This is a genomic window from Ruegeria intermedia (genome assembly GCF_900129345.1).
Lineage (GTDB): Bacteria > Pseudomonadota > Alphaproteobacteria > Rhodobacterales > Rhodobacteraceae > Ruegeria > Ruegeria intermedia.
Genome location: NZ_FQVK01000017.1, coordinates 1 through 24,244 on the forward strand (window position 1 = coordinate 1; position 24,244 = coordinate 24,244).

At 63.9% G+C, this 24,244-nt stretch carries 18 protein-coding genes and 1 pseudogene; 6 read left to right on the forward strand and 13 right to left on the reverse strand.

Features of this window, described 5'->3' with window-relative positions:
• A pseudogene (locus F3H26_RS19655) lies at nucleotides 1-245 on the forward strand (hypothetical protein); the annotation flags it as partial.
• On the opposite strand, the gene speB reads toward F3H26_RS19655, so the two are convergent.
• The 10 genes from speB to F3H26_RS12635 form a co-directional block, all read right to left on the reverse strand.
• A complete protein-coding gene (speB, locus tag F3H26_RS12590) occupies nucleotides 242-1,084 on the reverse strand; it encodes an agmatinase (protein WP_149776393.1) in 843 nt (280 codons plus the stop codon). The pseudogene F3H26_RS19655 and the gene speB overlap by 4 nt on opposite strands.
• The gene (gene nspC / locus F3H26_RS12595; RefSeq protein WP_149776394.1) at nucleotides 1,081-2,250 is read right to left on the reverse strand and encodes a carboxynorspermidine decarboxylase; all 1,170 of its coding nucleotides are present in this window, start codon (nucleotides 2,248-2,250) and stop codon (nucleotides 1,081-1,083) included. Before nspC ends, speB begins: the two co-directional genes overlap by 4 nt.
• A 104-nt stretch (nucleotides 2,251-2,354) precedes the next feature.
• On the reverse strand, nucleotides 2,355-3,566 hold the full coding sequence (locus tag F3H26_RS12600; protein WP_149776395.1) for a saccharopine dehydrogenase family protein: 1,212 nt from the start codon (nucleotides 3,564-3,566) through the stop codon (nucleotides 2,355-2,357).
• 23 nt (nucleotides 3,567-3,589) lie between these two features.
• Nucleotides 3,590-5,479, reverse strand: a complete 1,890-nt coding sequence (speA, locus tag F3H26_RS12605; protein WP_149776396.1) for a biosynthetic arginine decarboxylase — start codon at nucleotides 5,477-5,479, stop codon at nucleotides 3,590-3,592.
• A gap of 99 nt (nucleotides 5,480-5,578) precedes the next feature.
• Nucleotides 5,579-6,667 carry a DUF1513 domain-containing protein gene (locus F3H26_RS12610; protein ID WP_149776397.1) on the reverse strand — a complete coding sequence of 363 codons (1,089 nt, stop codon included), beginning with the start codon at nucleotides 6,665-6,667 and terminating at the stop codon, nucleotides 5,579-5,581.
• A gap of 3 nt (nucleotides 6,668-6,670) precedes the next feature.
• On the reverse strand, nucleotides 6,671-7,681 hold the full coding sequence (locus F3H26_RS12615) for an imelysin family protein (RefSeq protein ID WP_149776398.1): 1,011 nt from the start codon (nucleotides 7,679-7,681) through the stop codon (nucleotides 6,671-6,673).
• Between the two features lie 3 nt (nucleotides 7,682-7,684).
• Nucleotides 7,685-9,178: a di-heme oxidoreductase family protein gene (locus tag F3H26_RS12620; RefSeq protein ID WP_149776399.1), complete on the reverse strand. Its 1,494-nt coding sequence runs from the start codon at nucleotides 9,176-9,178 to the stop codon at nucleotides 7,685-7,687.
• Nucleotides 9,179-9,191: 13 nt separating this feature from the next.
• Nucleotides 9,192-9,677: a bacterioferritin gene (gene bfr, locus F3H26_RS12625; RefSeq protein WP_149776400.1), complete on the reverse strand. Its 486-nt coding sequence runs from the start codon at nucleotides 9,675-9,677 to the stop codon at nucleotides 9,192-9,194.
• Nucleotides 9,625-9,918: a (2Fe-2S)-binding protein gene (locus tag F3H26_RS12630; RefSeq protein WP_149776401.1), complete on the reverse strand. Its 294-nt coding sequence runs from the start codon at nucleotides 9,916-9,918 to the stop codon at nucleotides 9,625-9,627. The genes bfr and F3H26_RS12630 overlap by 53 nt, the downstream gene beginning before the upstream one ends.
• 120 nt (nucleotides 9,919-10,038) lie before the next feature.
• Nucleotides 10,039-11,310, reverse strand: coding sequence for an imelysin family protein (locus F3H26_RS12635; protein WP_149776402.1), 1,272 nt, complete (start codon nucleotides 11,308-11,310; stop codon nucleotides 10,039-10,041).
• 254 nt (nucleotides 11,311-11,564) lie between these two features.
• Here F3H26_RS12635 and F3H26_RS12640 point away from each other — a divergent pair, with 254 nt between their 5' ends.
• Both F3H26_RS12640 and F3H26_RS12645 read left to right on the forward strand, forming a co-directional pair.
• Complete coding sequence (locus tag F3H26_RS12640; RefSeq protein ID WP_149776403.1) at nucleotides 11,565-12,077, forward strand: ZrgA family zinc uptake protein; 513 nt, start codon at nucleotides 11,565-11,567, stop codon at nucleotides 12,075-12,077.
• Nucleotides 12,078-12,505: 428 nt separating this feature from the next.
• A complete protein-coding gene (locus F3H26_RS12645; protein ID WP_149776404.1) occupies nucleotides 12,506-16,165 on the forward strand; it encodes a flavoprotein in 3,660 nt (1,219 codons plus the stop codon).
• Here the strand turns inward: F3H26_RS12645 and F3H26_RS19660 are convergent.
• Genes F3H26_RS19660 through F3H26_RS12655 form a run of 3 tightly spaced genes read right to left on the reverse strand, consistent with a single transcriptional unit; the run spans nucleotide 16,162 to nucleotide 20,649 of the window.
• Entirely contained in the window at nucleotides 16,162-16,824 is a 663-nt protein-coding gene (locus tag F3H26_RS19660; RefSeq protein WP_223162497.1) for a hypothetical protein, read from the reverse strand. The two genes, F3H26_RS12645 and F3H26_RS19660, sit on opposite strands and share 4 nt — an antisense overlap.
• Before the next feature lie 30 nt (nucleotides 16,825-16,854).
• Nucleotides 16,855-17,358: a hypothetical protein gene (locus tag F3H26_RS19665; RefSeq protein WP_223162498.1), complete on the reverse strand. Its 504-nt coding sequence runs from the start codon at nucleotides 17,356-17,358 to the stop codon at nucleotides 16,855-16,857.
• A 3-nt stretch (nucleotides 17,359-17,361) separates the two neighbouring features.
• Nucleotides 17,362-20,649 (reverse strand): adenylate/guanylate cyclase domain-containing protein, encoded by a 3,288-nt coding sequence (locus tag F3H26_RS12655; protein ID WP_188127761.1) that lies wholly within the window; start codon nucleotides 20,647-20,649, stop codon nucleotides 17,362-17,364.
• A gap of 304 nt (nucleotides 20,650-20,953) precedes the next feature.
• Here F3H26_RS12655 and napF point away from each other — a divergent pair, with 304 nt between their 5' ends.
• The 3 genes from napF to napA are packed head-to-tail and all read left to right on the forward strand — an operon-like array spanning nucleotide 20,954 to nucleotide 24,239.
• Nucleotides 20,954-21,460, forward strand: coding sequence for a ferredoxin-type protein NapF (napF, locus tag F3H26_RS12660; RefSeq protein WP_149776406.1), 507 nt, complete (start codon nucleotides 20,954-20,956; stop codon nucleotides 21,458-21,460).
• Complete coding sequence (locus F3H26_RS12665) at nucleotides 21,457-21,750, forward strand: chaperone NapD (protein WP_149776407.1); 294 nt, start codon at nucleotides 21,457-21,459, stop codon at nucleotides 21,748-21,750. Before napF ends, F3H26_RS12665 begins: the two co-directional genes overlap by 4 nt.
• On the forward strand, nucleotides 21,747-24,239 hold the full coding sequence (gene napA / locus F3H26_RS12670) for a nitrate reductase catalytic subunit NapA (protein ID WP_149776408.1): 2,493 nt from the start codon (nucleotides 21,747-21,749) through the stop codon (nucleotides 24,237-24,239). The genes F3H26_RS12665 and napA overlap by 4 nt, the downstream gene beginning before the upstream one ends.
• Nucleotides 24,240-24,244 lie beyond the last annotated feature (5 nt).

Here is a 24,244-nt window from a genome sequence, read left to right on the forward strand (position 1 = left end):
CAACCCGTCGCGACCAATCCCGGTCGCGGCATAACCGAGCGGGAAATCCACCTACAAAACGGCTCGAAACTGTTCAAACGAACCGAACCACCTCTAACTGCCGCTATTTCTGTCACGAATACGACCAGAAAGCCTTCGACCCGGACTATCCGACCAAACCGCTCGAGTTCTTCGAGCCCTTGCTGCGCCGCATCCTCAACAGGGGCGAGGGGCACATGGAACTCAACGAGACCTCGGACGGCTAGCAGGAGGCCATCAGGCGGTAGACGATCTGCGCGGCGGTGAAATCCCACGCTGCGTTGCCATCGGGGGCCAGTTCCACCACGTCGAAGCCCACGCAGCGGCGGCCCTTCAGGGCGTGTTCGACCAGATGCAGCGCCTGGTAGTATCCCAGCCCGCCCGGAACCGGGGTGCCGGTCGCGGGCATCAACGACGGGTCCAGCCCGTCGACGTCGAAACTGACATAGACCAGTTCGGGAAAATCCTCGGGCAGGTCGACTGCGTGGATGTTGCCGGTCACCAGTTCCTCGGCATCGACGTGAAAGACATGGTGGCGCAGGCGGCTCTGGGCCTCTTCCTCGCAGAAGGCGCGGACGCCGAACTGGGCCAGGCGGATGCCTTCCTCGGCCAGCAGGTGCATGACCGAGGCATGGCTGTGTTTTTCGCCCTGGTAGGCGTTGCGCAGGTCGGCATGGGCGTCGATCTGCACGATGCCGAGGGGCTGGCTCAGGGCGCGCGCCACGCCCATGACCGCCCCAAAGCTGAGCGAGTGTTCGCCGCCCAGCGTCACCGGCACCTTGCCGGCGCGGATGGCGGATTCGGTGCGCTGGGCCAGACGCTCCATGACGTCCGGCAGCGGGCCGTCGCAATCCAGCGGGGGCTCGGTGAAGATGCCTTCGACGCAGGGTTCGGCGTGGCCCGTGATGCGTTCGAGCTCATTGCTGGCCGCGATGATCGCGGCGGGGCCGTCTGCCGTGCCCGAGCCGTAGGAGACCGTGCGTTCCAGCGGCACCGGGATGACGCGGAACCGGGCGTCTTCGCTGCGTTCGGCCTCGGTCAGTTCGCTGTCGAGAAAAATGCTCATGATAGCCTCGCTTTGAAGTCGTCGTAGCCGAATTGCCGGATGATCTTCAGGTCATCGGTTTCGCTGTTCCACAGGGCGATGGTGGGCAGGGGCACGCCGTTGAACGTGTTGGTCTTGACCATCGAGTAATGGGCCTGATCGAGGAAGGCAAAACGTTGCCCGATCCGCAGCGGCTCGGCCCAGGTGTAGTCGCCGATCACGTCGCCCGCCAGGCACGAAGGGCCGCCCAGGCGATAGGTGTGGCCGGTCTCGGCCTCGTCCATCAGGGCGGGGCGATAGGGGGCCTCGATCACGTCGGGCATGTGGCAGGTGGCCGAGATGTCGGTGATGGCGAGGTCCATGCCGTTGTGCGGCAGGTCGAGGATTTCGCCCACCAGAATGCCCGCATCCAGCGCCACCGCCTCGCCGGGTTCCAGATAGACCTCGACGCCGTATTTGGCGCGGATGCGTTTGATGAACTCCACCAGCCCGTCGCGGTCATAGTCGCTGCGGGTGATGTGGTGGCCGCCGCCGAAATTCAGCCACTTCAGGCCGTTGAGGAAGGGGGCGAGTTTCGGTTCGACCGCCGCCCAGGTGCGCGCCAGCGGCTCGAACCCCTGTTCGCAGAGCGTGTGCATGTGCAGGCCATCCACGCCCTCCAGCGCCTTGGCGTCCAGTTGGCTGACCGGGGTGCCGAGGCGCGAGCAGGGGGCGCAGGGGTCGTATTTCGCGACCTCGCCTTCGGAATGCTCGGGGTTGATGCGCAGTCCGACCTGACGCCCCGCGGCCTGTGTCTTGGCGAGGAAGCGGTCTTTCTGGGCGGGGCTGTTGAAGATGATGTGATCGGACAGCGCGAGGATTTCGTCGATATCGGCGTCTTTGTAACCCGCGCAGAAGGTGGCGACCTCGCCGCCATATTCCTCGCGGCCCAGCCGGGCCTCGTAGATGCCGCTGGCGCAGGTGCCGCCGAGATACTGGCGGACCAGCGGGGCCAGGGCGAACATGGAAAAGGCCTTGAGCGCGGACAGGATATGTGCGCCGGAGCGCTCGCCTATGTCGGCAAGGATGCGAAGGTTCTTCTCCACGGCCTTCTCATCAACCACGAAGCAAGGCGAAGGAACGCGATTGAGGTCGAAGCTGCGGAAGGCTCCGGCGTCGCCGGCCTGTGTGGGCATCATTTCGGACAAAACCAGCGTCTCCTGATCTGGAGGAGCCGGGGGCGCTGCCCCCGGACCCCCGGGATATTTTTAGCCAGATGAAGCAGGGCGGTCGCGCGGACCGCCGCGAGGGTTCAAAACTCGACCGGGCCGTCGAGTTCGTGGACCTGCCAAGGCAGGCCGTGCTTGTTGAGCATGTCCATGAAATCATCCGGGTCCAACTGTTCCATGTTCCACACGCCCGGTTCGCGCCAGTTGCCTTTCAGCACCTGTGCCGCGCCGATCATGGCGGGGACGCCGGTGGTGTAGCTGACGGCCTGGCTGCCGACCTCGCGGTAGCATTCCTCGTGGTCGCAGATGTTGTAGATGTAATAGGTCTTTTCGCCCGAGCCGTCCTTGGCCTGGCCGGTGGCGATGTCGCCGATGCAGGCCTTGCCCTTGGTTTCGGCGCCCAGATCGCCGGGATCGGGCAGCAGGGTTTTCAGGAACTGGATCGGGATGATCTCGACCCCGTTGTGCACCACCGGGTCGATGCGGGTCATGCCGACATTCTGCAGCACCTTGGCATGGGTGATGTAGGCATCGCCGAAGGTCATCCAGAACCGGGCGCGCTCGATCTCGGGGAAGTGGGTGCTGAGCGACTCGAGCTCCTCATGATACATCAGGTACATGTTCTTCGGGCCGATGCCGGGGAAGTCGAACTCGACCTTGTGGGTCATGGCCGGCGTCACTTTCCACTCGCCGCCTTCCCAGTGGCGGGCGTCGGCCAGCACTTCGCGCAGGTTGATCTCGGGGTTGAAGTTGGTGGCGAATTCCTGATCGTTCTGGCCGCCATTGGCGTCCAGCACGTCGATCTGGCGGATCGTGTCCAGCTTGTGTTTCTTGAGCCACTTGGCGAAGACGGATGTAACGCCCGGATCGAAGCCCGAGCCCAGAATGGCGGTCAGGCCGGCCTGTTTGAACTTGTCCTGATAGGCCCATTGCCAGTGGTATTCGAACTTGGCCTCATCCTCGGGCTCGTAATTGGCGGTGTCGAGGTAGTGGCAGCCGGCCTTGAGGCAGGCATCCATCAGCACCAGGTCCTGATAGGGCAGGGCCAGGTTCACCAGGATCTCGGCCCCGGTTTCCTTGATCAGCTTGACCGTGTCGGCAACCTTGTAGGCGTCGAGCTCGGCAGTCTTGATGTCGACGCCGGTGCGTTCCTTGACCGATTTGGCGATGGCGTCACATTTCGCCTTGGTGCGGCTGGCCAGCGTGATCTCGGTGAAGATGTTGGAATTCATCGCCATCTTGTGCACGGCGGCGTGGCTGACGCCACCCGCGCCAACTACCAGTGTCTTGCCCATGGGAAATTCTCCTTTCGCCGGGGTTATTCGTAGTAGGTATAGCCGTTGATGCTGTCGCGATAGGCGCTCATCAGGGTTTTGCGTTCATTCGCCTTGAGCGTGCCGGTCGAGATCGCCTCGTCCACCATCTTGCGGAAGGCAGCGATGCAGTTGCTCGGGTCGAACTCGACATAAGACAGGACTTCGCTGATCGTGTCACCCTCTTGTTCATGCAGCAGGTCGAACCCGCCATCGGGGCGCAGGTCGATTGTGACCACGTTGGTGTCGCCGAACAGGTTGTGCAGATCGCCGAGGGTTTCTTGATAGGCGCCGACGAAGAACACGCCCATGTAATAGTCGCGGTCTTCCGGCAGGGAATGCACGGGCAGGCTGGGCGAGACGCCGTCGGCCAGAATGAAGCGGTCGATCTTGCCGTCGCTGTCGCAGGTGATGTCGGACAGCACCGCGCGGCGGTCGGGGGCCTGGTTCAGCATCTGCAGCGGCACGATCGGGTGCAGTTGGTCGATCGCCCAGACATCGGGCAGCGACTGGAACAGCGAGAAGTTGCAGTGATAGATGTCGGCCAGCTTTTCCAACTGGTCGTCCACGTCGGTTTCGACCTCGTCCGAGGCCGCCAGCGCCTTGATCCGCGCCATCAGCGACAGGTAGATGCGCTCGGCCCGGGCCATCTGGCGCAGGTCCACGTAGCCACGGCGGAACAGGGCGCGCAGCTCGTTGCGGTAGAAAGTGGCATCGTTCCAGCATTCCTGCAGGCGGTCATGGCTGAGGTACCCGTTCACCGCCGCCAGATCGGACACCATGTGGTGGTCGCCGGGTTCCACCTCGGGGCCGTTGGGCGCGTCATAAAGCGTGCTTTCAAGCACGTTGAACACCAGCATCGACGAGGTCGCCACCACCGCGCGGCCGCTCTCGGTCACCAGCGTGGGGTGGTCCACTTCGGCCTCGTCCATGGCATAGGCCACGGTTTCCACCACATTGGCGCAGTATTCCTCGACCGTGTAGTTGATCGAGTTCTCGGTCGCCTTCTTCTCGCCCGTATAGTCCACACCCATGCCGCCGCCCAGATCCAGGTGCGTCAGCGGCACGCCCTCGCGGGTCAGTTCGGTGTAATAACGGCAGGCCTCGCCCACGGCGCGGCGCACGTCGTTCACGTCGGGCACCTGGCTGCCCAGATGCGAATGCTGCAGCTTCAGGCAATGCAGCAGGCCCGCATCGCGCAGCTTGTCGACGACCGCGACCAGCTGATCGGTGTTCATGCCAAAGGTCGAGCGATCCCCCGAGCTTTCCTGCCATTTGCCGCTGATCTGGTTGGTCAGTTTCACCCGCACGCCAAGCAGCGGTTCGATGCCCAGCCGTTCGTAGACCTCGATGACCGTGTCGGCCTCTTTCGGGCTTTCCAGAACGATGACCGTGTTGAATCCGATCTTGCGGCTGAGGATCGCCAGTTCGATGAACTCCGCGTCTTTGACGCCGTTGCACACGATCAGCGCCTCGGGGGCCAGACGGTGCGCCAGGGCGATCACCAGTTCGGGCTTCGATCCGGCCTCGAGCCCGTAATTGTATTGCTTGCCGAACTCGACGATCCGGTCGACGACCTGCGCCTGCTGGTTCACCTTGATCGGGAACACGCCGCGATAGGATCCCTTGTAGCCGGTGCGCGCAATCGCGTCGCCGAAGCTTTCGTTGATATGCGCGATCTCGCGTTCCAGATACGAGCTGATGCGCAGGATCATCGGCGCCTTGATCCCGCGCTGATCAAGGTCGTGCAGAATGCCGGGCAGGCTGATGGGGGCGGCATCGGGGGCCATCGGGTTGCGCAGGCCGATTTCGCCTTCGCCCGTCACCTCGATGAGACCCTTGCCCCATTTTTCAACTCCGTAGACGGAATGCGGCGCGTCAGGCGTCTGTTTCAACCAAGTCGGTCCTTGCGTTGCTGGCGTGGAAATTTCGCCCGCCAATACGGCAGCCGTTCGATTCTTCCAAGCGCATTCTGCATCGCAGGTTAGCTCAATTCAGACCAATGGGCGAATGGGAACCAGATGGTTGTCCCATCGGATCCGCGAATGGGGCGATACCTCCGGGTTTGACCCGACCAGATGCCCCACATCGCCATACCCGGTGGTAAAGACAAAGCCGGATGGCCCGGGGCCCAACCCGCACACGTCGGTCAGCGAATGGGCGCGGTCAAAACGGGTGGACTCGGCATCAAAGACGTGCAGGGCGTTGCCGCGTGGGCAAGTGATGGCGACCTGCCGTCCCTCGGCGGAAAAGGCGACACTGCCCGCATAGCCGGCCAGCGTCGCCTGAATGTCATCCGGCGCGGACAGCAGGTGGTACCGGCCCCCCCGCCGATGCAGCCCCAGCAGGGCCGGCTTGTGGGACAGGTCGCCCTGCCACTGCATCGCAAAGGCCAGCAGGCCATCCGCACGAACGCCCAGATGCCGGATCGAGTTCTTGTGCAGCGCCGCGGGCAGTTCGACCTGATCCAGAACCGATCCGTCGAGGCTGACATAGGTCAGGTTCGGGCGCATGGTCGGCAGGTTCAGCTTGGTGCGCCCTGTGTCCGGATGGGTTTCGATGCCGCCGTTGGCGATGGCCAGCGATTTGCCGTCGGGCATCAACACCACGTCATGGGGGCCGACCCCCGCCGAAGAGAACTCGCCCATCCGGGCATAGCCCGTGGTCGCGTCCCAGACGCCGATGACCCCGGTGCCGGCCTCATAGTCGTTTTCGGTGGTGAACAACCGGCGGCCGTCGGGCGAAAACGCGCCGTGACCGTAGAAATGACGCCCGTCCGGCGCGTCGAGCCGGGCCAGCTGGTCCCCGGTCGCGCAATCGATTACCAGCGCAAACCGCCCCGGACGGCGCGCGAATGCAACGGCCCGGGCCAGATGGGGATGGGCGGCGGCGGCATGCCCCCGGCCGGGCATTGGGATCGAGAACCGAACCTCTCCCGTACTGGTCAGCCCGACCACGCGGTACGTCCCATCGTCGAACAGCGCAGCCGACAGGAAATCGGGTGATCCGACCGCAGACCAGCCCGGCAGGGGGGCAAGAGTGGCCGCTGCCAAACCGGCCAGAAATCCTCGGCGGCTGGTCATGTATCAGTCTCCGTCCAGCGAATTGAACCCGGCACTGATGCCGAGGGTCGGGCCAAGCTGTGCGGCGGCCAGGCTGCGGATGTCATTGATCGACTGTTGCAGCGCCTCGACCCGCAGCCGCCCCTGGGGCTCGGCCACGCCGGCCAGCGCGGGATCGTCCAGCGCCTGCGCCCGGGCGATGCTGCGGGCAAAGGCATCGTCCAGCGCGGCGGCAATCTGCGGGTGGTCGGCCGCCAGCCGCGCCGCCAGATCGCGCAGCGCCACCAGCGACAGTTCCACATGCCGCAGCGACCGCAGCGACCGGCGGGCCTCGGCCCGGTTGGGGCGGGGGCGGTCGAAACTGCCCATCGGGCGGCCCAGACGCGTATCGGCCGTAAACTCGAGCCCGGTGACAAGGGCCTTGTAGAGCTCCTGCAGGGCTTCGTCGGAGGACCGATAGGGGCTGTCCGGCCCGGGTTGGGCAAGGATGCTGGCATAGCCGTGCCAGTCCCGGTCGATGGCCCGGGCGGTGCGGTGGATGTCGGTGGCGATGGCGCGGATCAACCCGCAGCGATAGGCCGCATCGCCCTGATCGGCAAAGGCCAGGTCGTACAGCATCCTCTCGAGCGCGAGGAAACCGCGACCGGCGATCGAGGTTTCGGCAAAGGCATCGGGGTCGGCAATGGCCGGGTCTTCGGCCGCGATCATCGCCGACAGCGCCTTGGGCGTGAACCCTTTGCTGTCGGGCCAGAAGGTCAAGGCAAAGGCGCGGTCTCCGACCTCGGTCGGGCCGAACCGCAGATGGCTGGCGGATATCCAGGCGTCGAAGGCGGCGTGGTAGGCCGCGCGCAGATCGGCGGACCCCGGCGCGCAGTCGGCTCGTGCGGTAGCATCCAGCGCAGCCGTCGCTTCGACAAGGTGATCGAAACGCGGCAGGATATGGGCTTGGGTCACGTCGGTCAGGATCGCATCGCGGCTTTGTGCCGCCGCGCAGAGCGGCATCAATGCGGAAAGGATCACGGCAATCAGGCGCATCGGTCAGAGACTCTCCAGGAACCGGATCAACGCATCGCGGTCGGGTTTGGGCATGGAAACGACTGCATCGCGCGCGGCCTGCGCCTCGCCGCCGTGCCACAGGACCGCTTCGAGAAGCGAGCGCGCCCGGCCGTCATGCAGGAACTGGGTGTGTCCCGAAACCCGCCGGGTCAGGCCAATCCCCCACAGCGGCGCGGTGCGCCATTCGCGGCCCGTGGCGCGGGCCTCGGGGCGGTTGTCGGCCAGTCCCTTGCCCATGTCGTGCAGCAGCAGGTCCGTGTAGGGCCAGATCAGCTGGAAACTGTGCTCGGGGCGGTCGGGCAGGCGGTGGGTGACGAAAGCGGGCGTGTGACAGGACGCGCAGCCAATGGTGTGGAACACCTCTTTCCCGCGCAGAACCTTCGGGTCATCCACATCGCGCCGGGCGGGAACGCCCAGGTTGCGGCTGTAGAAGGCCACCAGGTCCATGCCCTGCTGGTCGATCTCGAAGCCGCGTTCGTCGCCGTCACCATGCGGGGCGGTCTGGCAATCGGCCTGCGCCGGGGTGCAGTCGCCAAATGGCGCGGGGTAGAGCGGGCTGGAAATGCCGATATCGCCGGCGAAGGCCGCGGCCGACTGCTCCATGATCGTCGGCATGCCCGCCTTCAGCCCGAACCGGCCCAGCATGGGTTCGCCGAATTCCGTCGACCACACGATGTTGGGCCGCCCCGAAATGCCGTCTCCATCGGCATCGTCGGGGTCGGCCTTGGCCAAGATGTCCTCGGCCGGGATCGCCTCGAGCAGGCCCAGCCCGATCATCTGCGGCGCCACGCGCGGGCTGAGCATCGCGTCGGGGTGCAACGGCCCATAGCCCAGATCGGCCGCCCTGTAGGTGGGCTTGCGCAGCGACACGGTTTCGCCATCGGACAGCTCGACCGGGATTTCCTGGTAGGTGATGTCCAGCCGGTATTCGGCCTTGTGGCCGGGCAGGGCAAAATCCTGCATCTGACCGCCATATGTGGGTTCGGGCAGGGTGGCGAGATACCCCTCGATCTCGGCGGGGGCGTCGTCGGGCGAACCGGGGATCGAAACGCGCAGGAACATCGAAATGGCGTTGTCTTCGGGTCCGGCCGGGGTGTGGCCACGCCCGTCCTTGATGTGGCAGCGCTGGCACGACCGGGCGTTGAACAGCGGCCCCAGCCCATCCGAGGCCAGAGTCGAGGACGGGGCCGACACCCAGACCTTCTTGAACAGCCCGTTGCCGACTTTGAAATCCAGCTCCTGCTCAAAGCTTAGGTTGGCCGAGGGTTGCGAGAACGCATCCGCATCTGTTCGCGCCCGCACCGTCGCGGCGCCTGCCGGCAGGTCCTCATAGCGCTGGGGCTGCGTGAAATCCGACGGCGCTGCGGTGACTGTGGCGATCCGTGCCCGTTCGGCGTCGGTTCGGGGGAGGGGGTTCAAATGACTGTCCCGCAGATCCTGAGACAGGGAAGGGGTGGCCGCAAAAACGGCCGCCATGAAGAGGCCCGCCTTATTCGGCCTCGTCCATTTTCGATGCATTGAGTTGCGCATAGTTTGCTTCGCCAAGCCTTTCATACAGGTCAAGCTGGGTTTCGAGGAAATCGATATGCCCTTCCTCGTCCGCCATGAGTTGTTCGAACAGCGCCATCGACACGAAGTCGCCGGCCTGTTGGCAGTATTCGCGCGCTTCCTTGTACAGGGCCCGGGCGTCGATCTCGGCCGCAAGGTCGCATTCCAGCGTTTCCTTGGGCGTCTGGCCGATGCGCAGCGGGTCGAGCTTCTGCAGGTTGGGGTGGCCGCCCAGGAAGATGATCCGTTCGATCAGCTTGTCTGCGTGCTGCATCTCTTCGATGCTTTCCTCGCGGCTTTTCTTGGCCATGTGGCCCAGGCCCCAGTCCTCTTGCAGGCGGTAATGCAGCCAGTACTGGCTGACTGCGGTCAATTCATGCCGCAGGGACTTGTTGAGGTATTCGATGACTTTGGGGTCGCCCTTCATTTGCACTCTCCTGTGTTGACCCCGCACGAAGTGCGCGGAGTTGCATGGGTACCCCAAGGGTATCGGTTGCTCGCATCGTGTCCAGAAATAGTGGCATGCAACCGCCGCAATCAGCCGATTTTCCCAAGGCGTGGTAGATTTTTCCGGGCGTGACGATCGCCTGCGGGTCTGCCGCGCGCATCCAGTCGATCGCGGCGCGGATGTCGTGGTCGGTGATGTTGGTGCAGTGGCAAACGATCATGGGCGAGCCTGACGGTAGGATTTCTTAGTTAAATAGTCGGATAATGAGAGGGCGTCCATAGCCACCTTGTCGCAGGGCACCAGAGCGCGGGCGGTTTGCCGCGCTCTGGTTGGTCGTTTTTCATTGGAAAACGGCATCGGGGTTGTCGAGGCTGTCAGACCCTTCGAACGCGATCTGGTCCAGGTCCAGTGCTGTCACGATCCGCTCGATGGTCTTGGTCTGGTCGATCAGGGCGTTGACGCCCCCCATGATCAGCGCCTCGCCGCCCGCATGGCCGCGTTCCAGCATCTGGTCATAGGCCAGCCCGGCTTCGGCCGTGGTCTTGATCCGACCCAGGGCCTGCATAGTGTGGGCCAGCTTGGTCTTCATCTCGTCGTCCAGTTCAGGGGCCGAGGCCAGAACCAGATCCGACAGCGAGGGGCCGGACACCAGCGTGCCGTCGATGCGGACATAGCTGCCCAGATACACGTTCTGGATGCCCAGCCCGTCATAGTAGTGGCTGTTGTGGGTGTTGTCCGAGAAACAGTCGTGCTCCTCTTCCGGATCGTTCAGCATCAGGCCCAGGCGCATCCGCTCGCCGGCCTGTTCGCCGTAGGACAGCGACCCCATTCCGGTCAGCATCGCAGTCAGACCGGCGCCTTCATTTTCGAACAGGGCTGCGCGTGCGGCGCCGCCATCCTGCCATTGGGCGGCCATCCATTCCAGGTCACTGACCAGCAGATCGGTTGCGGCCTGAAGGTACTGCGCGCGCCGGTCGCAGTTCCCGTTGGTGCAGGCATCGCCCTGCGCATAGTCCGTCCAGGGGCGGTTTCCGGCGCCGGGACCATGGCCGTTCATGTCCTGTCCCCACAGCAGAAATTCGATGGCGTGATATCCGGTGGCCACGTTGGCCTCGATTCCGTCCGCCTCGTGCAGGGTTTCGGCTAGCAGAGTCGGCGTGATCTCGGTGGCATCGATGGTTTCACCCGACAGCTGGAAGGTCGGGTTGGCGATCACGTTCAGGGCCGCAAACGCGTTTTCGTCGGTGGCCCCGCCATAGGCCGCATCGACGTAGTCGATCAGGCCTTCGTCCAGCGGCCAGGCGTTCACCTTGCCTTCCCAGTCATCGACGATCGGGTTGCCGAACCGAAAGACCTCGGATTGTTGATAGGGCACCCGAGCCGCGATCCACGCCGCGCGGGCGGCCTGCAGGGTCTGGGCCGAAGGGCGTTCGATCAGCGCATCCACGGCCGCCCGCAGACGGTTGGCTGCGGTCAGGCTGTCTTCGTAGGTGGCTTGGGCGATATCGGCATAGGTGTCCAGCACGGCAGGAGTCGCAGGTGCGTCGCCGGCCGATGCGGCCGAGGAGATCAGCAAGGTCAAGGTGCTGGCGGCGGAAAGAAAGCGGGGCATATTTTCGGAGTCCTGTTTCAATGAAATTTCGGTGCGCGAACTCGGTGCGCGGCGCTGAATTACTGACTTAAATTGTCGGATATGTCAATCCGAGTATTTTTGTCAATTTTGGGGCGTGGCGAGGCCCGTGCTTTGCATGGCCCGTCTGACTGGCCTCCCCATATCCGGCGAGGCTGCGGCCGGCTGTTCTTTGTTGTCTGACGGTCCGGGCCGGGTAGAATGACACAGTGATTTCGGGGTAGGTGGTGCCTGTCGTGTTCAAGTATCTGGTCGTTTCCTTGTTGGTTCTGTCCACCGCCTCTTTGGCGCAGGAGACCGAAAGCGAGACGGGTTCCGCAACGCTTGAGATCGGCATCCAGGCCATGGGCCTTGCACTGTCTCTGTCGGCGCCCGGTCTGGATATCGTGGGCTTCGACCTGCCCGCGCGCGACAATGCCCAGCGTGCCCAGGTGGCGGTGGCGGTCTCGGAACTCTCTCGGCCGCTGAAGCTTTTCGTCGTGGCGTCCGAGGCGGATTGCGTGACGGTTTCCGCCAATGTGGCGCTTGTCGAAACGCCCGGCGGCGCGGGCCGTAAGGGGCCCGAGTTCGAGGCCGAGTATCTGATCCGTTGCCGCGACATCAGCGCGGTCACCGACCTGCGCGCCGACTATTTCGACCGGTTCCCCAAGGCCCGCCGCCTGGTTGTGCTTGTCCGGTCCGAAACCGGCACGCGACGGTTCGACCTGACGCGTCAGAGCCCAGGTGCCGATCTGACCGGGTTGACCTGATCCCGGCCACCCGGCTTTCGGGCCTTTTGAAGGACGATGCAGAGCAAAACATCAATGGCGGCCGCGCCTTTCGACTCCGCGCGCCTTCGGGCGGGCCATGTATCCGAATTCAGGCATTTCAGTTCCGTTCGCCGGGTGGAATGGCCTCAATCAAGCGCCCAGCAACATCGTCGGCGCATCCAGTTCGCTCCTCGCATGCGGACCCAAAGTAGACATATTTGGAAAAATATCGGTGATTGTCTGCCCATTATGCACTAGTCTGGCCTGATACATGCCATTTAGCCTGTGCATAATGTCGGGATGGCACTTTCATTTCCCGCTCTGCGGGCTGGACCTGCCGACTGGGCAGATCCGCCGTTTCCAAGTCTTGAAACGTGAAAACCCGACACAAGAGTTTGCGCCATTTGTTTTGGGGGAAGGGAACGGCCGTGACCACGGAAACGAGTTCAAATTCCAAGCCGATCAACGCCACTGTCGAGGACTGGAGCAAGATCTTTGCCGTTCTGCCCAGCGCGTTGGCCAGGAAAAACCCCGACCAGTTGCAGAGCCGCTTTGAATTGTTCGAGGTGACCGAAGATGCGACCCTTCCGCCGGACGGAATGTATGTCGTGCTGGAAGGGATCGTGAAGCTGCGGCAGGACGGGATCAACCTGGCGACGGCCGATGACGGCGACTATTTCTATGAGGAACATCTTGAAATCCCGGATCTTCCCGTCAGCCTGCAGGCCGTCGCGCTGCCGGGGGCGCGGATCGCCTATCTCGCGCGCGGCAAGTGGCATGAAATTCCGTCCGAGATCCGCGCAGAGTGTTTTGCGACCCTGTTCGGCGATCTGGTCAGCGTGCACATGCAGAATTTCCAGCAGCCGATCAACTGCTGCAGCGTGACCGCGGCCGCGCTGAGCATGTCGGCGCTGGGCTTCAGCTGCGAGGTGAACGACATCTTCCGGGTCTGCGAACTGCCCACCAGCTTTGTCGTCAATGACGGCATCTCGCTGGGTGAACTGTTCGACGTGGCCTGCACGTACATCCATTCGCAGGGTCTGCGCGATCTGGTGCAGGTCCAGGCCTATTTCATGGACGAGGCCACGACCTCGGTGCCGCTGCTGCTTGAGGCGATTGACGAATCCAACCGGCTGGGCGGGGACAACGACATTCTGGTGGCGAATTTCCAGGTGGGCATGGCGCATGGCAAGCCCACCATGCCCGGCGGCCATTTCGCCGTGATCGCCAAGTGCAACCCCAGCACCGGGTTGGTGCACATGATGGATGTGCATCCCGAAAAATACGGCAAGCTGTGGGTCACCACGATCGACCGCCTGTACGCGGCCATGTCCGACCGAGACGGCACTTCGATGCGGGCGCGCGGGCTGCTGCGGTTCTCGGCGCGCGAAGCGGTCAAGACCACGCTGCAGACCTTCCGGCAGGACTGCAACTATGTGGACAGCACCCGGTATCTGGCCCGCGACCCCAAGAAACGCCGCAACCTGTTCCGGCGGGCCAGCCCGAACATGAACAGTCTGGGCGTTCTGGCCGAAAGCCTGCAGATCCTGGGCGATGTCCAGGTCACCGAAGACAAGCTGCTGATCGCGACCCAGACCTCGTACACCGAGGCGCTGAGCCGGGTTTCGACCGCCAAGAAGATGAGCGAGATGGCCCAGCGGTATCTGGCCGGCACGTCCGAGGCGCATATCGGCAGCACCTTCCGCAGCTACGCCGAACGACCCGACAAGGACAAAAGATCGCCGCAGGACTGGTTCCGGGATCAGCTGCGCAGTCTGAACGAACATGAGGGGCGCCACCTGATGATCAACATCGACTTCAACCGCGTGTTGGGGTTCGAAGTGATCCGGCCGCCCGAAAACGTGTTCCGCGAGACGGCGCTGCTGGAAGAGTTCTGGTGCCTGTGCATCGCCTATGACGAAAAGGCCGACCTTGTCACCGTCGTCGACATGAGCCCGGCGACTTCGCAGGTCTGGCAGGCCCCGCGCGGGCATATCTTTCGCGGGCTGCGCGACCTGAAAAGCACGGCCATGCTGGTGATCGAGGAGACCCAGCCCCCCGAAGACCCCAGCGACGTGGCGCGGATCGTCCGGGAAAACCCGCTGGTTCTGTTCTACGAGGACGAGGACCCGTGGTCGCATATGCTGAAGAACATCCTGGCCAATATCGGCGCGACCTCCGTCAAGCTTGTCGATGTCGCCGGGCACGGGGCCAACGCCATGAAGATGCGCCGGCAACTGGTGGCCGAAAGCGGCAAGGAAAAGGTGCCGTATCTGTTCTTCAATGGGAAATGCCTGGGCAAGCGCAGCGACATCGTCGACACGATCCTGGACGGCAGCCTGCAAGAAGACATGAAGAAAGCCGGTCTGCCGGTCTTGCTGCGCCACGAATCGCCGAGCCTCGACAAGAACATCTTCGGCTATCCCAAGGGCGGGTTGACCGCGCCGCCGAACGGGCGGCGGAACGTTCTGTTGTGCGCCTGCGGCTCGTCCGCGGCCGACAAGGTGCCGGAACTGGTGGCCCGGATCACCAAGGCGGGCCACAACGTCAAGCTGATCCCCTCGGTCGCCGCCGAGAAGTTCTTTCGCGACATCGGAACCGACAAGGACGCCGAGGCCCGGAAAGCAAGGCGGAACGGCAAAAAGTCCAAGACCCGGAAGGTCGAGGACTACATCACCCACAACGATTACTACCGTGACGATGACGAGTGGAATTTCCGCTATACCGAGTTTGCCATGCCGTTGTGCGCCTCGCATCTGGCGCTGTGCGATTGGGCCGATTGCGTGATCGTCGCGCCGGTCACCTGCAACACGATGGGCAAGATCGCCAACGGCATTGCCGACAACCTGCTGACCTCGGTCTTTGTGGCCTGGCAGTACCGCAACAAGCCGGCGATCCTCTGCCCGGCGTGCAACACCAACATGTGGAACAACGTCACCACCCGGAACAATGTCGAAAAGCTGCGCGATCTGGGGATTGATCTTGTCGGTCCCCGCAAGGGGCGCCTGTCGAACGGGATGATGGGCATCGGCATGATGGCCACGCCCGACCAGATCATGGAGGTGCTGGAAGAAGCCTTCGAAGAGTTGGAAAACCACGAACACAACATCTGCAAATGGGCGCAGGAGGCCGCGGCCTCGGACGATTTCAAGCGGTGGGAACCCGTGCTCAAGGCCATCGACGACGGGATTGCCGGCATCGACATCGTGGACGACAACAACGGCGACACGCTGCTGCACTATGCAGCCGGCGGCGAGGGCGAGCTGACCGAGAACGGCCAGGACCTGGGCAAGCCGGACATCGAGGCCGCCAAGGCCCTGATCGCCCGCGGCATCAACGTGAACGCAACCAACGATCACGGCTTTACCAGCCTGCATGTGGCGGCGATGAACAACTCGGCCGAGATGGTCGAAACACTGCTGGCGGCGGAGAGCATCGATGCAAGCCCTCTGATCCACTTCCTGCAGGATCCGGTGCGGTCCAGCGGCATCAGGGTGTCGGACGAGATCCGCGCGATGCTGGAAAACTGGGCCAACACCCATGGCCTGTCAGAGCCGGAAGAGGTGGAAGACGAAGACGACCTGATCGAGGACCGCGAGAAGACCTATCTGTACTTCACCTACGGATCGCTCAAGAAAGGTTTTCCGAACCACGACGCCCACGCGGATGTGCTAATTGATCTGGTCGGGCCTGCGATCACCCGGCAGCCGATGCCCCTGATCGTTCCCAAAGAGCCGTTCTGCGACAACCCGAATTGCGCCTATCTGCACCGCATGGCCACGCTGGTCGACCGCAAGGGCACCGGGCGTCCGATCAAGGGCGAGGTCTATCGGGTGACCTCGGCCGGGTTGAGGGAGTTGGACAAGCTCGAGGGCTTTCACGGGCCGGGCGCGGCCGACAACGTCTATGTCCGCAAGCGGATCAACGTTCTGATGGATGGGGTGAAAAAGCCCGCCTATGTCTATGTCATAGCCAATCCTGAAAAATACCTGGCCGACCTGGAGCGCGGCACGTCCGAGCTGGTGGACGAGTACACGATCGACATGGCGACGGGCACGCTGAAGCCGGGGTACGAGGCGGCGACCTAGCCGCTCTGGTGCGCCACCGCCGGGGGCGCGCCGGTGGCCGGCCGCGTCTTCAGGCCGAGGTTCCAACCGGTGATCGCGATCATGCACAGCAGGACGAAGGGCCAGAAGGCGGCCTTGGGGATCAGATTGTCCCTGTAGTGGATGACCCACAGCGACGGCGCGGATTCCGAGGCGAACAGATAGGTGTTCACCGAGACCGCAAGCAGCATGAAATACATCAGGAAAAAGAACGATTCCATGTAGATCACCGGCGACCCGGCAAAGCCTTCGCGCAGCTGCACATGGGCCAGCAGGATCACGAAGAACAGAACCGAGCAGGTTCCGATCACGCCCGAGGTGCTGAAATCGTGCCGCTCGACCAGGCTGGGCTTGCGCGTCACGGTCATCACCGCGCCGAACAGCAGCATCGTCACCACGATCAGCGGGATCATGTGCACCACGAAGGCGTTGGCGAAATTGCGTTTGATGACGAAATTGTAGTGCAGTTCCGGCAGATTGGTCTGAAACTCGTTCTCGCCGATGCCCAGCGTCGTATCCAGATCGGACAGTTTGTAGTCGAAATAGGTGTTCTCGCGCTCCCACGTCCCCATGACGATGCGGTTGTCGATGCCAAAGATGTCCTGCGGTCCGGTGGCGGGGTAGGCGGTGAAATCCGGCACCAAGGCCACGTTGACGTCGAACCTGCCCGGCTAGAACCGGACCCAGACGGTTTTGTGATCGAACGGATAGCTGGTGTAGTCGAAGGACTGGCGCAGGGTCTGTTCGAAATACCACCCGATCAGCGTGCTGCCGTCGCGTTTCATCCGGTAGGCTTCCTGGATCACGCCGTTTGCGACATCGACGGCTTCGGGCAGCAGAAAGCCCGCCTCGCCCCGGCCCGGCCGGATCGCATCATGTGCGCCATCCAGATAGTGCTGCCACACATAGCCCGAGACCCGCACGTCGCTGGCACCGACGAAGCTGAAGCTTTTGATGAAGATGCCGGTCTTGACCCGCAGGTCCGGCGCGTTGTCCAGCCCGGCCAGAAAGGCATCGACGGCGGCCACATCCGGCAATTGCGTCGGATCGTCGTCAAACCGGTTCAACGCGACCCACAGCTTGAACAGAACCAGCATCAAGACAGCGGACAGGATGCCCGACAACAGCCAAATCTTCTTTTCGATCGACATCCGGGTGCTTGCGTTCCGAGGCATCGGTCACTCCGCGGGTTCCGGCGCCGGGAAATCCAGGCTGCCGGTCAACGACCGCGATATGCCCATCTGCGCGAACCCGGATTGCAGCGCGTCGAATTCCGCATGACTGCGGGGGTCCACCCCGGCGCGCCCGGCCTCGGCCAGGATCCGGGTCTGGCGGATCGACAGGTCCACCATCGGCAAGGGCTCCGCGGCGGTGAAGGCCGCAAGATCGTCGGCAAAGGCGATCGCACGGTCCCAGCCATTTCGCGCCAGCATCACCGCGCCGGCGTCGGTATAGAAATGCAGGTGGCTGTGGCCCACGCAACCCTCGGCGAGGATGGCGGCGCCCTGCGCCAGCAGATCGTCTTGCTGATCGGGGTCATCCAGTGCCAGCGCCAGCGCCGAAAGGGCCTTGGGGCCGACAAAGTTGCGTCCGTGTTCCAACGCGATGTCAACGGCCTGTTGCCCCGTTTCGCGCGCCGCGCTGACTTCTCCGGCATAGGCCTGGGTCCGGGCAAGATGTTCCAGCGCCTGCGCCTCGAGCCGTTTGGCCCCGACGCGCTGGGCGATCGCGGCGGACCGGGCGAATGCGTCGCGCGCGCCGTCGAGGTCGCCCTGAAATGTACAGGCCACACCCAGACAGGTCTGGGCCACGCATTCGGGGACGAAGGCGAAATATTTCCGGCTGATCTCGATGGCTTCCTGCGCGTCGGCGCGGCCCTGGGTGACGTCTCCGGTGTAGCTGCGGGCAACGCTCAGATTGTGCAGGTTGGCGGCCAGATCGCGCACCAGACCGTGTTCCCGTGCCCGTTCGACCGCCTGTGAGTAGAAACTGGTAGCCGTCCGCATGGTGGCGTTCATGAAATTGGCGTCGCCAAAGCCGCTGAGCGCGCCGACCTCCAGCCGCGCCGACCCCAGCTTGCGGGCCAGCGTCAGGGCAATTTCGTTGCTGTCCATGGCGTCCTGAACCCGGCCGAGCGGGAAATAGATGTTGCCCCGCACGTAGTTGATCTGCGCCAGATCCCGCTCCAGGCCGCTGCGCCTGGCGGCGGCTTCGGCAATGTCCAGGCTGTTCAGCGCATCCTGATACCGGCTGGCCTGTCGGGCGGCCTGCGCCAGGCCGACATGGACCCGGCAGATCTGTTCGTCGCTTTCCGCCAGCACCGCCGCTTCGCCGAATTCCCGCAGGGCGTCGTCGGACCGCCCCTGCAGCCGGTGGATTTCGGCGCGCGCGCAGTACAGGTCCAGCCGAACGTCCGGCGGGGCGGGCAATTCCAGGGCGCGCTCGATCAGGGGATTGGCGTCGTCGAACTGGAACGACTGGATCAGGTTTTCCGCCGCGTGCAGATAGGCCTGGGCCGCAGTCGGGGCGCCGGCCCGGTCCAGATGCCTTGCCCGCAAGGTGGCGTCGGTGCCCTCGTACCACCTGGCGGCCTGTTCATGCAGCCTGGCGCGCTCGGATTTGACCAGCGTCGCATAGGAGCCGTCGCGGATCAGGGCATGGGCGAACATCAGGTCGGACCCGGTTTCGCGGATCAGCGCGGTGCGGGTCAGGGCCGCGATGTCCAGTTGATTTTCGCCCAGAACGAAGCTCAGAATCTCGGGCGCGAACCGTTGCCCCAGAACCGAGGCCGACTGGATCGCCGTCCGGCTGCCCCGGTCCAGCCCGTCCAGCCGTGATTGCACGATACCCTGGATGCTGCCCGGGACGGTTTCGCGGGTCAGGGCATCGATGTTGCGCAGCAGTTGCTCCAGAAACAGGGGGTTGCCTCCCGCACGCCGGACGCAGGTTTCCAGAAGTTCGGGGTCGATGGCCGTGAATTCCTCGACCAGCTTGCGGGCCTGCGCGTCACCCATCGGCGACAATTCAAGTTTCGAGATCAGCGCGCCGTCGGTGGCCATTTCCCAGTTGCGGTCAATCGGATCACCTTCCACCCGGCTGGTCATCTGGAGGACGCAGGGCAGATCCCGCGTTGCCGCAGCGATCTGGCAGCATTGGGTCAGGATCTCGGGCGAGGCCCAGTGGATGTCTTCGACCTGGATCAGCAGGGGGGTCTCGCGGCTGCGGGCCCTCAGCAGATCTTCGATGACCTGACGCCGGCCGCGCATGCGCGCCGCGTTGTCCATTGCCGCATACACCTCGGCCAGGCCGGGCTCTTGTTCGAGGTCCAGCAGGGCGCTCAGATGGGCCGAACCGGCCGGGCTGACCCAGCCCCGGTCGATGGTTTGCCGGACGGCGTCGGCTCCTGCACTGCGGGCGTCCGAAGGATCCAGCCCCATAAGGCTGCGGGCGATCGACTGGATGGCGGAATGCCCTTCGCGGGTGCCGAAATCCATCACCACGCCCGAGTGCAGGGCATAGGACAGGCTTTCGGCCAGGTCCGCCACCTGTTCGGAAAAGTGGGTCTTGCCGATGCCGGGTTCGCCCAGAACGATATGGACCTCGCCCTTGCCATGTTGCTTGCAGCGGTCGAACGTGGCCGAAAACAGCGACAGCTCGCGCGCGCGTCCGACGAACTTGTGCCGGCGCGCGCGGATGTTCCGGGCCAGGCGATCCAGGCGCCAGACCTCGACATCCTTGTTCAGGCCTTTGATGGCCTTCGTGCCGACCGCCTCGCCCACGAACAGCGGCCCCAGGGCCCGCTGGATGTCGTGCGACACCAGTGTTTCGCCAGGGGCCGAGATATCGGTCAGGCGCGAGGCGAGGTTCACGCCGTCGCCCGTCACCGTGTATTCGGTATGGGCCGCGCTGCCGGTATTGCTGGCGATGACCTGCCCCGAGGCGATGCCGATATGGCACGAAAGCGGTGGGTCCAGCGTCGGCAGGGCGGCGTGGATCTCCAGCGCGGCGCGCGCGGCCCGTTCGGTGTCGTTTGTATGCGAGATCGGCGCCCCGAACACCGCCATTACGGCGTCGCCGATATGCTTGTCGATCCGGCCGCCGTACTTTTCGACCGCGCGATCGACCTTGCCGAAGAATGCGTTCAGCAGGGCATGGACATCCTCGGCATCGCGCTCGCTGGACAGTTTCGTGAACCCGGTCAGGTCGGCGAACAGAACGGTGACCTGTCGCTTGGCCGGTTCCGGCTCGGCCGCAGGCTGGTAGGGGGTGACGGTTTCGGGTTCGTCCAGTTCGGCGATGGCGCGCAGCAGCCGCCGGCGGTCGCCCACGGCGGTAACTCCGATCTCGCGCAGGTCCTCTCCCGTCAGTTCGGGAAGGATCGCCAGATCGATCTTGTTGTCCGTGAACGCCCGGGCGTAGTCCGACAACCCAAGCGCGCTCAGCCAGTCCTTCAGGTCGCCAGACATCGGGGCCCTCAGAAGCATCCACCCAAGCGCAGCCTAGACCAGAACACAGGGTTGAGTCTGCATTTTTCATGCCAAAGGCGCATAAAGTCTGTGCATTTAGTGGAGTGCCCTCCCCAAGACCGACCCTGAACAAGAGTCAAACTCCAAGCCAGCGGACTTGCAAAAACCCAATTGCAGGTCTGACGATTCGTCAGGGCGATTTCGGAGGCGACCTGATCCAGATCAAGTCAACATTGACTCGGGCAGGCTATGCACGCAGCATGAACGGAGGACCACGCATGTTGACCAAACAGGTGGGCGCCACATGTCTGCAGTAGCAAGCAGACGGGCGTTCCTGACGGGGCGCCTGTCCAGCGAAGACGACAGCGCAATGTGGCCGCCGGCAGCGGCCCGCGAAAACTTCCCCGATCTCTGCACCCGTTGCGGCGACTGTGTCTCCGTGTGCCCCGAGAACGTTTTGGTGCTGCACGCCCAAGGCCTGCCAGTGTTCCAGCCGCAGGATGCGGGCTGTACCTTCTGCGGCGACTGCGCCGAGGTATGCAAGACCGAGGCGCTGGACCTGGCCCGGTTTGCCGCCTGGCCGTGGCGCGCGCGGGTGGCCGATACCTGCCTGTCGCTGAACGCCGTCAGCTGTCGGGTCTGTCAGGACAGTTGCGACCAGGGTGCCATCGGGTTCCGCCTGAAAACCGGCGGATCGGCCGACCCCGTCCTGAACGAAGACGCCTGTATCGGCTGCGGAGCCTGCGCCACCGCATGCCCTGCGGGCGCGATTTCGCTGCAGCGGGCGCAACAACTGGAGGCTGCCGAATGAATATCTGCGGATGCCTTGTTCACGTCGCGCCGACCTACACCGCCTCGGCCCGGTCGGCAATTGCCGGGTTCGACGGGGTCGAGATCCATGCCGAGGCCGAGGATGGCCGGTTCGTCGTCGTCGTCGAGGATACGCCCGACCGCCTGGCGTCGGAGACGATCATGGACCTGCATCAGATCCCCGGGGTCGTGTCGCTGACCCTGACCTATCACCATTTCGAAGATCTCGCGGAGACCCGTCCGCGTCCTGAAACTCCCAGCCAAGATTCCAGCCGGAGGCCCTTGCCATGACCATTTCCGAATCTCGCCGCACGTTTCTGAAAGCAACCGCCGCCGCCGCGACCGCGTCCGCGGCCGGTATCCCGTTGGCAACGGGTCAGGCCTCGGCCCAGGTCGCCAAGGCCGACATCCGCTGGGACAAGGCACCGTGCCGGTTCTGCGGCACGGGCTGCTCGGTTCTGGTGGGCACCAAGGAAGGCCGCGTGGTCGCCACCCAGGGCGACCCGGACGCGCCGGTGAACCGGGGGCTGAACTGCATCAAGGGCTATTTCCTGTCCAAGATCATGTACGGCAAGGACCGTCTGACCACCCCGCTGCTGCGCAAATCGAACGGCGTCTATGACAAGAACGGCGAGTTCGAGCCCGTCAGCTGGGACGAAGCTTTCGACGTGATGGCCGAAAAGTGGAAAGAGGCGCTGGCCAAGAAAGGTCCGACCAGCGTGGGCATGTTCGGTTCGGGGCAGTGGACCGTCTGGGAGGGCTATGCCGCGGCCAAGCTGATGAAGGCCGGGTTCCGTTCGAACAACATCGACCCGAACGCGCGGCACTGCATGGCCTCGGCCGTGGTGGGCTTCATGCGCACCTTCGGCATCGACGAGCCGATGGGCTGCTATGACGACCTCGAACATGCCGACACGTTCGTGCTGTGGGGCTCGAACATGGCCGAGATGCACCCGATCCTGTGGTCGCGCCTGACCGATACGCGCCTGACCAAGCCGGGCGCGCAGGTGCATGTGCTGTCCACTTTCGAGCACCGCTCGTTCGAGCTGGCCGACAACGGGATCATCTTCAAGCCGCAGACCGATCTGGCGATCCTGAACTACATCGCCAACTACATCATCCAGACCGGCGCGGTGAACGAGGAGTTCGTCAAGAACCACGTCAACATCACCAAGACCGCCACCGATATCGGCTATGGCCTGCGCGAGACACACCCGCTGCAACAGGCCGCCGCGCACCCGGATTCGGGCAAGCTCGAGGAGATCTCGTTCGAGGAATATGCCGCCTCGGTCGCCGACTACACGCTGGAATACGTCTCCGAACTGTCGGGCGTACCGGCGAACCAGCTCGAGCGGCTGGCCAAGGAATATGCCGACCCGAACCGCAAGGTCATGAGCCTGTGGACCATGGGCTTCAACCAGCATACCCGCGGGTCGTGGGTGAACTCGTTGATGTACAACGTGCACCTGCTGGTGGGCAAAATCTCCGAGCCCGGCAACTCGCCGTTCTCGCTGACCGGTCAGCCCTCGGCCTGCGGCACCGCGCGCGAGGTGGGCACCTTTGCGCACCGTCTGCCCGCCGACATGGTGGTGATGAATGACGAGCACCGCAAGATCGCCGAGACCAAGTGGAACATCCCCGAAGGCACCATCCCGGCCAAGCCGGGCTTCCACGCGGTTCTGCAGCACCGCAAGCTGAAAGATGGTGACCTGAACGTCTATTGGGTGCAGTGCAACAACAACATGCAGGCCGCGCCCAACATGAACGAAGAGGGCTATCCCGGCTATCGCAACCCCGACAACTTCATCGTCGTGTCGGACCCGTACCCCACCGTCACCGCGGTGTCGGCCGACCTGATCCTGCCCACCGCCATGTGGGTCGAGAAGGAGGGGGCCTATGGCAACGCCGAACGCCGCACCCAGTTCTGGCGCCAGCAGGTCAAGGCCCCGGGCGAGGCCAGGTCGGACCTGTGGCAGCTGATGGAGTTCTCGAAACGCTTCACCGTCGAGGAGGTCTGGGGCGAAGAGCTGCTGGCCAAGATGCCCGAGCATCGCGGCAAGACCCTGTTCGAGGTGCTGTTCGCCAACGGCAAGGTCGACAAATACCCGCTGTCGGAAACCGCCGAGGGGTTCCACAACGACGAATCCGAGCATTTCGGTTTCTACGTCCAGAAGGGCCTGTTCGAGGAATATGCCGATTTCGGCCGCGGCAAGGCGCATGACCTTGCGCCCTTCGAAACCTATCACCAGGCGCGCGGGCTGCGCTGGCCGGTCGTGGACGGGAAAGAGACACTCTATCGCTTCCGCGAAGGTTACGATCCTTATGTGCCCGAAGGCGCCGACGTGAAATTCTATGGCCACAAGGACGGCAAGGCCAAGATCATCTTTGCGCCCTACGAGCCGGCGGCCGAGGAGCCGGACGAGGAATACGATCTGTGGCTGTGCACCGGCCGGGTGCTGGAGCACTGGCATTCCGGCTCGATGACCCGCCGCGTGCCCGAGCTGCACCGCGCCTTCCCCGCCGCCGTTGTGTTCATGCACCCCGAGGACGCCAAGGAACGCGGCGTGCGCCGCGGGCAGGAGATCGTGCTGTCCACCCGCCGCGGCGAGGTGGTCAGCCGGGTCGAGACCCGCGGTCGCAACAAGGTGCCGCGCGGACTGGTGTTCATGCCGTGGTTCGACGAAGGCCAGCTGACCAACAAGCTGACGCTGGATGCGACCTGTCCGCTGTCCAAGGAGACGGACTTCAAGAAATGCGCCTGCAAGGTCGAGCGGGCGTAAGGGCA

Bases quoted from the DNA above. Each gene is read 5' to 3' on its own strand.
- speB (WP_149776393.1), bottom strand. From the start codon at position 1,084: ATGAGCATTTTTCTCGACAGCGAACTGACCGAGGCCGAACGCAGCGAA.
- F3H26_RS12600 (WP_149776395.1), bottom strand. From the start codon at position 3,566: ATGGGCAAGACACTGGTAGTTGGCGCGGGTGGCGTCAGCCACGCCGCC.
- F3H26_RS12610 (WP_149776397.1), bottom strand. From the start codon at position 6,667: ATGACCAGCCGCCGAGGATTTCTGGCCGGTTTGGCAGCGGCCACTCTT.
- F3H26_RS12615 (WP_149776398.1), bottom strand. From the start codon at position 7,681: ATGCGCCTGATTGCCGTGATCCTTTCCGCATTGATGCCGCTCTGCGCG.
- F3H26_RS12620 (WP_149776399.1), bottom strand. From the start codon at position 9,178: ATGGCGGCCGTTTTTGCGGCCACCCCTTCCCTGTCTCAGGATCTGCGG.
- bfr (WP_149776400.1), bottom strand. From the start codon at position 9,677: ATGAAGGGCGACCCCAAAGTCATCGAATACCTCAACAAGTCCCTGCGG.
- F3H26_RS12630 (WP_149776401.1), bottom strand. From the start codon at position 9,918: ATGATCGTTTGCCACTGCACCAACATCACCGACCACGACATCCGCGCC.
- F3H26_RS12635 (WP_149776402.1), bottom strand. From the start codon at position 11,310: ATGCCCCGCTTTCTTTCCGCCGCCAGCACCTTGACCTTGCTGATCTCC.
- F3H26_RS19665 (WP_223162498.1), bottom strand. From the start codon at position 17,358: ATGCCTCGGAACGCAAGCACCCGGATGTCGATCGAAAAGAAGATTTGG.
- F3H26_RS12655 (WP_188127761.1), bottom strand. From the start codon at position 20,649: ATGTCTGGCGACCTGAAGGACTGGCTGAGCGCGCTTGGGTTGTCGGAC.
- napF (WP_149776406.1), top strand. From the start codon at position 20,954: ATGTCTGCAGTAGCAAGCAGACGGGCGTTCCTGACGGGGCGCCTGTCC.
- F3H26_RS12665 (WP_149776407.1), top strand. From the start codon at position 21,457: ATGAATATCTGCGGATGCCTTGTTCACGTCGCGCCGACCTACACCGCC.
- napA (WP_149776408.1), top strand. From the start codon at position 21,747: ATGACCATTTCCGAATCTCGCCGCACGTTTCTGAAAGCAACCGCCGCC.